Here is an 8,839-nt window from a genome sequence, read left to right on the forward strand (position 1 = left end):
CCCCTTTCAATATAATATGCCTTTGTATTATATTACATAATCATGCCACCGTCTACATGTAAAACTTGGCCTGTCATGTACTTTGCTTCTTCTGATGCCAAAAAGGCCGCTACCGTAGCTACTTCTTCCGGTTTCGCCATGCGTCCCATAGGAATCGTCTTTAAAATATCTTCTTTCGCCGTATCACTTAAAACGGCCGTCATATCCGTTTCAATAAAACCGGGTGCAATTGCATTAACGCGAATATTCCGCGATGCTAATTCTTTTGCTACGGCTTTAGTAAAACCAATAACTCCCGCTTTTGCGGCACTATAATTAGCTTGTCCTGCATTTCCCACAAGCCCAACGATAGATGTCAAATTAATGATAATACCATGACGCTGCTTGATCATCAACTTGCTAACTTGACGTGTACAATGAAATACACCCGTCAAATTGGTATCCAATACTTCTTGCCATTCCGTTTCTTTCATCCGCATCAGCAAGGTATCCCTCGTAATACCTGCATTATTCACCAATATGTCAATGGAGCCAAACGTATCTTTCACTTCTTTTACCATCGCTTCTACGGCCGCTCCATCGGCTACGTCACATTGTATCATCATTCCTTGAACACCCTGTGCTTTTACTAACGCTAAGGTTTCTTCTGCTGCCGCCGTATTTCCCGCATATATAATAGCAACTTGCACGCCAGCTTTTGCTAATTCAACGGCAATGGCACGTCCAATACCACGAGAACCTCCCGTAACAATGGCTGTCTTTTCCGTTATATTCATCTTAATTTCCTCCCTGAAAAAAAGTTAACGTTTCTTCTAATGATGTCACATCATCTACATGTTCACAGTGTAGTGACCGATCTATTTTCCGTGTAAATCCACAAAGCGTTTTGCCTGGTCCAACTTCGACCAATACATCTGCCCCCATATTTTTCATCGTCTGCGTGCAAGTGATCCATAACACAGGACTAGCCGCCTGTTTGACTAACGCTTCTTTAATCGCTGCCGCATCTGTTTCAGGCTGTCCCGTAACATTCAAGACAACGGGAATCGTTGCTTGTTGCAACGTAAGATCATGTAACACTTCCCCCAATCGTTTCGCCGCTGGTTGCATGAGCGAACTATGGAAGGGTGCACTAACATGGAGCATAACGGCCCGTTTTGCTCCCGCCTTTTTAAGTTCTTCCGTTGCCTGTTGCACAGCCTTCGTACTACCGGCAATAACCAATTGGCCTGGGCAATTATAATTTACCGGTTCAACCACACCGCCCACCGATGAAATGTCTGCACAAATCGCCGCAATGCGTTCATCATCAAGGCCCATAATGGCTGCCATAGCACCTTCGCCTAAGGGAACCGCCTCTTGCATGAATTGCCCCCGCAACCGTACGGTACGTACGGCATCGGCAAAGGACATAACTTGGGCTGCTACTAACGCCGAATATTCCCCCAAACTATGACCAGCTACTATATCTGGTTTGATACCTTCCGCTACTAATATACGATAGCAAGCGACACTAGCAGTTAAAATAGCAGGTTGCGTATGATAGGTTTTCATTAATTCTTCATCAGGACCTTCAAAGCATAATTTCGTAAGGGAAAAACCTAACGCATCATCCGCTTCTTCAAAGACTTCACGGACCATTGCATATTGATCGTACAAATCTTTTACCATACCCACTTTTTGTGCTCCTTGACCAGGAAAAACAAAAGCCTTTTTCATCATCTATTCACTCCCTTTTCTATATTGCCCATTTCATGACTAGACCACCCCAGGTAAGTCCTGCACCAAATCCGGCAATAACGATAATATCTCCTTTTTTCATACGTCCTTGTCGATTGGCTTCATCCAGTGCAATCGGAATGGAAGCCCCCGATGTATTCGCATACTTTTGGATATTAACAAATACTTTTTCCATCGGTAAATGCAACCGTTTTGCCGCCGATTGAATAATACGAATATTGGCTTGATGCGGTACCATTAAATCAATATCTTCATAAGAAAGACCAGCTCGATTTAATGCATTTACCGCCGTTTGTCCCATGACCTTAACAGCAAATTTATATACTTCCTTACCGTTCATATGAACATAAGTCAAGCCTTTTTGACGATTTTCATCCGTTGGTAATAAAGCTACGCCACTAGAAGGAATACATAAATATTCTCCGCCATTGCCATCAGCTCCCATGTCTACCCCCAACACGCCATATCCTTTTTCAACCGGTCCAAAGACAGCCGCGCCAGCACCGTCTCCAAACAGCACACACGTATTGCGGTCGCTATAATTCAAGACACGACTTAAAATTTCTGCACCAATAACCAATACGTGGCGGTACATACCATTTTCAATAAATTGCGTAGCCGTGATCGCCCCATAAGCAAAACCCGAGCATGCCGCGTATAAATCAAATACAGCGGCCTTTGTAGCACCTAAATTTTTCTGGACAATGCATGCGGTCGATGGAATCGTCATATCCGCAGTTAAGGTGCAAACGATAATCAAATCAATATCGGTAGCTTGAAGTCCTGCCATTTCTAGTGCCTGCTTTGCCGCAATCGTACTCATATCAGATGTATTCATATCATCCGCCGCAATATGTCGTTGACAAATTCCTGTCCGAGATTGTATCCATTCATCGGAGGTATCTACCATTTTTTCCAAGTCAGCATTGGTCAACACCTTTTCAGGCGCATAATGCCCTGTGCCTAATACCCCTGCATATATAGCCTTATTGTTCATTGTATTGTTCAACTTGTTCCTCCTCGATACTTTTACGAATATGGCCTACTACATCTTTTTCCACAAATTCACTGGCAATGCGAATCGCATTTTTTATCGCCTTAGCTTTAGAACTGCCATGACAAATAATAAAACTGCCATTCACCCCCAGTAAAGGAGCCCCACCATATTCCGTAAAATCCAATCGCTTTTTCAAGCTTTTTAAAGCGGGGTATACTGCTAATGCCCCCAATTTAGCCAACCAACCGCCATGACGAATCGCATCTTTTACTAATTTGATAATAAACAAAGCCATTCCTTCGCCAAATTTCAAAATAACATTGCCGACAAAACCATCACAAACGACCACATCGACCGTGCCATTGGGAATATCTCGTCCCTCTACATTTCCATAAAAAGAAATGGTCTTTAAATGTTCTAGCAAAGGATAGGTACGTTGACACAAATCATTTCCCTTAGATGCTTCTTCACCTATATTTAACAATCCGACAAGCGGATCGGCAATACCCAAAATATATTTCGCATAATGAGCACCCATAATTGCACCTTCTAGTAAATGCTTAGGTTTGCTATTCGCATTTGCTCCTGAATCCAGCAACACCGTAATTCCCTTTTTAGACGGAAGGGGAGTCGCAATACAAGGTCGTTCAATTCCCTTAATACGCCCTAACCCAAGTAAAGCAGCACTCACCGCCGCACCTGTACTCCCCGGTGCAACAACCGCATCGCAGCGGCCTTCTTTAACTAACCGCGTAGCTACTAAAATTGATGCATCCTTTTTCTTACGAATCGCCTGTGCCGGGTGTTCGTGCATTTCTATGACTTCACTCGCATGTACAATGGATATTCGACTCTGTTGAGCCGCTCCATATTCTTTTAATAAAGCACGTAACCGTGTTTCATCGCCGACCAAAACAACTTCAATATCATCTGTCTGAACAGCGTCAATAGCACCTAAAACGGTTTCCTCTGGTGCATAATCACCACCCATGGCATCTACAGCAATCTTCATGTAAAGCAACTCCATTATTCTAATGATTCAATAATAAACTTTGTACGAAAAACTTCTTTTCCATTCTTGCGTGTTTTAACCCAAACATAATATTTATTTTCTCGTTGACGAATCACTTCAGCCATTGCCACCAGTGTATCGCCAGCTGTAACTGGCTGTTTGTACTTCATATTAGCAACAGACGTAATAATAACGGGTAAATGCAATACATGCCGAGCCAAGGCATTCGCCTGTGCATACAATACCTGTGAACGTACAATATGCGCTTCATCTACCATATCGACCGTCGCGGTTAAAATAGAAATCGCCCGCTCTCCTACTGTGCATTCGACAACTTCGCCAACTTCACCAGCCGATTGTCGCATAGGTAGTGCCTGTGCCTTTTCTTTAATGCGAATCCGCATTTCCGGAATACCTAAGGCCAAGCGATCTAAACGAATTGTTGCCACACTCACGGAAAATAATTCCGCTAGCTCTTCATCATTGATGAATGGATTATCTTCAATTCGTTTTTTTAATAACTCATGCCGTTTTTGTCTCACTATACGACCCATCTCTTATCACCTTTATTATGACCAAGTACTAATAGTACATACAACTAGAGATTATATAATGATTTTATCTATTTTGCAAGTTTTATACATAGCAAAAAAAGTATGCATTCTTACACAACTGTGACATAGCATACTTTTTAACTCCCTTAATACTTATCTACATCTAATTTATTTAAAATATCCCGTAACTCTATAATTTCATCCTTTGTCAACGTAATCCCTTTAGTCATCGCTTGATACTCGGGATCCCATGCACGCAAATCAAATTTAGGTGCACGATTATTCCAGCTAATATACGTTAATTGTTTACGCCAACCATCTTTATTTTCTGATAAGGTACCACATACATCTTCAATGTTAAATTGCAATTGTTTCATCTTATAATCCTCCATTCATACTAATAACACATATATGTATTCCTTTTTTTATATAATATCAAAGATGTTCTTTCTGTCAATTATTTTTTATAAAAATTCATATTAAACATGGCTCGATCGTCTTTTTTAAATAGTCCCCCATGAGCTTCACGAATATCAAAAATGGAAATAAACGCCTGTTCATCAACTTGATGTACCGCCTCTTTAATCGTCATTACTTCTAACCGGGATACGACACAATATAATACTTTTGTTGATTGCCGCATATATGCACCTTCCCCATGTAACAAGGTAACAGCCCGTCCCAGCCGATGCAACAAATAATGTGATACTTCATCATGTTGTGTCGTCACAATTAAAACCCCTTTCATTTCATCCAAACCATTGGCAACGACATCAATCATTTTATATGCAATAAAATACGCAATCAACGAATACATTGCACTATCCCAAGAAAAGACAAAGCCTGAAATGCCTAAAATAAATAGGTTAAAAAACATGATTACTTCCCCCACAGAAAAGGGAATCTTTTTATCGGCAATAATGGCTAAAATTTCCGTTCCATCTAATGAGCCCCCCCCAACGAATAATCAAACCGACACCTACCCCAATAATGATGCCCCCAAAAACAGTCGATAAAAAGGGATCATACGTAACAGGCGTCAAGTGAGCCATATGTAATATTTTATTCCAAAAGGATAAGCTAATAACAGATATAAGCGATAATACTGTAAATAAACTACCAATTTTCTTATACCCCAGAATAAAAAAGGGAATATTAAACAAAATAATAAACACACTGAAACTAAGTCCCGTAACCTGTGCTACCATAAGGGAAACGCCTACGATGCCTCCATCAATAACCTGATTGGGTACGAGAAAAATGTCTAATCCTAAGGTATAAATAAGTGCTCCCACAGCTAAACCAATAATCCGCACTATATAAGAAATCATACGTTCTCTCCCTGTTGTTGAATATACCTTTGGCCAATAATCCAGGCGACAAAATCATCTACTGGCACGGGAGGGAACTGCAAACAAAGTGGTACCACTCGCCGCCATCCTCGCCGTGGGGTCATACGAAAATATAACCGCCTTCCTTCGACAGTCGTATTCTTTTCATCAACTAATGCATAGGCAATCGTCTTTATCTGTTTCGCCAGCCATGCCGCAACAACCCCTTGCAAATGTTTATGGCACGTCCCATCGCCCATAGCAATATGCGTAAATCCATATTTCACTTGTAAGTTCGTTAATACCGCTGCCAAAGAAGCGGACGGAATGATATGTTTTTCTACGAGTGTCCCGTCCCGACGCAGGATAGCGATACCCGTTTTTTCTGAGCCCGGATCAATTGCTACAATCATCCCTATCCCTCCTTATATAACCGGTGTAATTTGCAAGGAAATATTTAATGGTCCTTCCGTATACGTCGTTTCTCGGCAAATTGCCTTTACTTCGATCGTTCTATCTTGATATTGTTGCAACAATGAAATGGCCTTAAACATATCCGCTGCCGAAAGGACCCCTATATTTCCTGTCAGTGGATCGGGAAGCACACCTCGCTGACGTGCCGTTTCATTGACCTTACGCAATATACGCATCACTTGTAACTCGGCATTACCCGTAATCATTTCCGGGGTAAGGCGATACGTATATACAACCTCACCTTTTCTATACATTTTAATATGGTCATATAATTGCACATGTACCAACGCCGGTTCACCTAAAATGATATTTCCTGCGGCGGCAACACGTACCAAAAGCGGTTTCGAACCAGCTCCTTGCAATGCTTTTACGGCACCATTAAACTCCGTCGGTGAAATATATACTAAAACTGCGTTTTTATCTTGTATACCCATTTGCTTGCTAATCCGTATATTCGTTTCTTGAATAGCCTCACTAAGACGCTGTTTTGCCTGCAATTCATTACCCCCGCCCGAAATAACCGAACTAGACAAAATTTCACCGAATCGATACATTACCGTGCCTTCCCGTACGTGTATCATACTATCATTCAAAAATTGTATCCGCTTATCCAATAATTGAATCGTATCCATCATACGCTGTTTCGTCTTTTCTAACGACACTAGCTCTTGTTTGGCCTTTTCCTTATCATATATGGCTCGTTGTTCCTGTAGCCGTGCTTCGTTTAACGCCTTTTGGATAATAAATAACTGTTTTGTCTTTTCATCTCGCACTCGCCTAGCCTGTTGTAAATCCATTTGTGTATGCTGAAGAGCCAGATTTTTGCTTTCTAATTGCTGATCTTGCTGAACTAATAACCGCGATGATTCTGCAATCAATCGATTTTTATTCTGCAAAATCTTCCCCAATTCTTTTTCTTGGGCTTCTAACCGATCACGTTGTTCCTGTAATCGTTGTATACCAAATAAGGCCACCCGCACATTTTCAGAAAGAATCCCCAACACACAAAGTGTCATCGCTGCAATACATACGCCAGTAATAATCGTAATCAATATGGATGAATATTTTGGCCGCAATCCAAATATTTTGATTTTCCGTTTTCCTACTCGCGAGCCAATCTTATCTCCTAAATAGGCAATACAACCCCCCATAATGGCTAAAATAAATAACATAATGATTCCGTACTGCATACTGCACCTCCTTTATATATCATATACTATATAGATACATATGTCATGACCTATTTTCATTTTCTTTTCCCACCTCTAAGCCCATTCGCCTTGACAAAAGTACATAGATAGAGTATAATAAAAACGTCATACAAAATGAATCTTCAGGGCAGGGTGCAATTCCCGATCGGCGGTATAGTCCGCGAGCGCGTTAGCGCAGGATTTGGTGCAATTCCAAAACCGACAGTATAGTCTGGATAGAAGAAGGTGAAAAGATATTTTATTTTTTGTTTCTTTGCCCCGAAGCATTTGCTGGGGTTTTTTTTATGCCCGCAACTGCACGTATAGACAAATTATATGAAACCAGGAGGCTTTATCATGACAAAAACACGAACATTCAATACGGTTGAAGAAGTACTGGAAGATTTGCGAGCTGGTCGCATGATCATTGTAACAGACGATCCGGATCGGGAAAACGAGGGGGATCTTATTTGTGCGGGGCAATTTTGTACTACCGAAAATATGAATTTTATGGCCACTCATGGCAAAGGATTAATTTGCATGCCCATGAGTATTGAATATGCAGAAAAACTCAAATTATCACCCATGGTAGCACACAATACAGATAATCACGAAACAGCATTTACCGTTTCCGTTGACCATATCCAAACGACAACAGGTGTTTCTGCAGTAGAACGTGCGTTCACCACCCGAGCATGCGCTGATGAAAAAACACGACCCGAAGACCTACGTCGTCCAGGACATACCTTTCCACTCATTGCCAAAAAAGGTGGCGTTCTCGAACGCAATGGTCATACGGAAGCAACGGTAGATCTATTGCGTTTGGCCGGTCTCAAACAAGTTGGGGTGTGCTGTGAAATTATGGCTGACGATGGCACGATGATGCGTACGCCGCAACTATGGGAAGTAGCGGAAAAATATCAGTTAAAATTTATCACCATTCATGATTTACAAAATTATCGTCGTCGTCACGATAAACATGTCGTGCGTGAAGCTATCGCTTAACTGCCTACAAAATTTATGGCTATGTCAACGACTTAACAAGTGAACACCATGTTGCCTTAGTCAAAGGTGATATTAGCAATGAAAAAACGGAATTACGCTTACTCACTAATAATCCTGAAAAGGTTTATGGCTTAGAAGGGTTTGGTGTGGAAATTACAGAGCGAATTCCCATTGAAATCGCTCCACAAAAATATGACAAATTTTATTTAGAAACAAAAAAAGAAAAAATGGGTCACATTTTACCGCATTTGCATTAAAAACAACCGACGTAAGATAAACATATCGGCTATCCACTTATATGGATAGCCGATATGTTTATCTTACGTCTTTATGTATCCCATATTTTATGTAAGGTAAACGCTTCTTTGTGATACGAAAGAAGACCTTCTTTTTGCATTTTACTGAGTTCAGAAGATAACGCACTGCGATCAACCGATAAATAATCTGCTAATTCTTGACGATTAAATGGTAATGAAAAAGAAGTACTATGTTGTCGCATCGCTTCATCCGATAAATAAAACATTAAATTTTTACGT

Annotated in this window: 9 protein-coding genes, 2 pseudogenes and 1 riboswitch; of the genes and pseudogenes, 1 reads left to right on the forward strand and 10 read right to left on the reverse strand. The window is 40.9% G+C overall.

Going from position 1 to position 8,839, the window contains the following annotated elements:
- Positions 1-32 precede the first annotated feature (32 nt).
- The 9 genes and pseudogenes from fabG to HMPREF1040_RS05415 all read right to left on the reverse strand — a co-directional run bounded on the left by fabG (position 33) and on the right by HMPREF1040_RS05415 (position 7,298).
- Entirely contained in the window at positions 33-776 is a 744-nt protein-coding gene (gene fabG / locus HMPREF1040_RS05375; protein ID WP_007392896.1) for a 3-oxoacyl-[acyl-carrier-protein] reductase, read from the reverse strand.
- 1 nt (position 777) lies between these two features.
- Positions 778-1,719, reverse strand: coding sequence for an ACP S-malonyltransferase (gene fabD / locus HMPREF1040_RS05380; protein ID WP_036257730.1), 942 nt, complete (start codon positions 1,717-1,719; stop codon positions 778-780).
- 19 nt (positions 1,720-1,738) lie between these two features.
- Positions 1,739-2,737, reverse strand: coding sequence for a beta-ketoacyl-ACP synthase III (locus HMPREF1040_RS05385; RefSeq protein ID WP_071777857.1), 999 nt, complete (start codon positions 2,735-2,737; stop codon positions 1,739-1,741).
- Entirely contained in the window at positions 2,727-3,749 is a 1,023-nt protein-coding gene (gene plsX, locus HMPREF1040_RS05390; RefSeq protein ID WP_007392871.1) for a phosphate acyltransferase PlsX, read from the reverse strand. The genes HMPREF1040_RS05385 and plsX overlap by 11 nt, the downstream gene beginning before the upstream one ends.
- Before the next feature lie 14 nt (positions 3,750-3,763).
- The gene (locus HMPREF1040_RS05395; protein WP_007392876.1) at positions 3,764-4,303 is read right to left on the reverse strand and encodes a hypothetical protein; all 540 of its coding nucleotides are present in this window, start codon (positions 4,301-4,303) and stop codon (positions 3,764-3,766) included.
- A gap of 146 nt (positions 4,304-4,449) precedes the next feature.
- Positions 4,450-4,680, reverse strand: coding sequence for a YdbC family protein (locus tag HMPREF1040_RS05400; protein ID WP_007392881.1), 231 nt, complete (start codon positions 4,678-4,680; stop codon positions 4,450-4,452).
- Between the two features lie 80 nt (positions 4,681-4,760).
- Positions 4,761-5,634: pseudogene (locus HMPREF1040_RS05405) on the reverse strand (YitT family protein).
- A complete protein-coding gene (locus HMPREF1040_RS05410) occupies positions 5,631-6,047 on the reverse strand; it encodes a hypothetical protein (protein WP_007392861.1) in 417 nt (138 codons plus the stop codon). Before HMPREF1040_RS05410 ends, HMPREF1040_RS05405 begins: the two are co-directional and overlap by 4 nt.
- Positions 6,048-6,059: 12 nt before the next feature.
- Positions 6,060-7,298: a DUF3084 domain-containing protein gene (locus HMPREF1040_RS05415; protein ID WP_007392831.1), complete on the reverse strand. Its 1,239-nt coding sequence runs from the start codon at positions 7,296-7,298 to the stop codon at positions 6,060-6,062.
- 135 nt (positions 7,299-7,433) lie between these two features.
- Positions 7,434-7,550: riboswitch (FMN riboswitch) on the forward strand.
- Between the two features lie 105 nt (positions 7,551-7,655).
- Here HMPREF1040_RS05415 and ribB point away from each other — a divergent pair.
- A pseudogene (ribB, locus tag HMPREF1040_RS05420) lies at positions 7,656-8,560 on the forward strand (3,4-dihydroxy-2-butanone-4-phosphate synthase).
- A 71-nt stretch (positions 8,561-8,631) separates the two neighbouring features.
- Here ribB and HMPREF1040_RS05425 read toward each other — a convergent pair.
- The coding region (locus tag HMPREF1040_RS05425; RefSeq protein ID WP_007392865.1) for a helix-turn-helix domain-containing protein at positions 8,632-8,839 on the reverse strand (208 nt) is incomplete at its 5' end.

The sequence above is a fragment of the Megasphaera sp. UPII 135-E genome, from assembly GCF_000221545.1.
In the GTDB taxonomy this organism is placed as follows: domain Bacteria; phylum Bacillota; class Negativicutes; order Veillonellales; family Megasphaeraceae; genus Megasphaera; species Megasphaera hutchinsoni.

Excerpts from the sequence above, each read along its gene's own strand:
- fabD (WP_036257730.1), bottom strand. The coding sequence starts at position 1,719 with ATGAAAAAGGCTTTTGTTTTTCCTGGTCAAGGAGCACAAAAAGTGGGT.
- HMPREF1040_RS05410 (WP_007392861.1), bottom strand. The coding sequence starts at position 6,047 with ATGATTGTAGCAATTGATCCGGGCTCAGAAAAAACGGGTATCGCTATC.
- plsX (WP_007392871.1), bottom strand. The coding sequence starts at position 3,749 with ATGAAGATTGCTGTAGATGCCATGGGTGGTGATTATGCACCAGAGGAA.
- HMPREF1040_RS05385 (WP_071777857.1), bottom strand. The coding sequence starts at position 2,737 with ATGAACAATAAGGCTATATATGCAGGGGTATTAGGCACAGGGCATTAT.
- HMPREF1040_RS05395 (WP_007392876.1), bottom strand. The coding sequence starts at position 4,303 with ATGGGTCGTATAGTGAGACAAAAACGGCATGAGTTATTAAAAAAACGA.
- HMPREF1040_RS05400 (WP_007392881.1), bottom strand. The coding sequence starts at position 4,680 with ATGAAACAATTGCAATTTAACATTGAAGATGTATGTGGTACCTTATCA.
- HMPREF1040_RS05415 (WP_007392831.1), bottom strand. The coding sequence starts at position 7,298 with ATGCAGTACGGAATCATTATGTTATTTATTTTAGCCATTATGGGGGGT.
- fabG (WP_007392896.1), bottom strand. The coding sequence starts at position 776 with ATGAATATAACGGAAAAGACAGCCATTGTTACGGGAGGTTCTCGTGGT.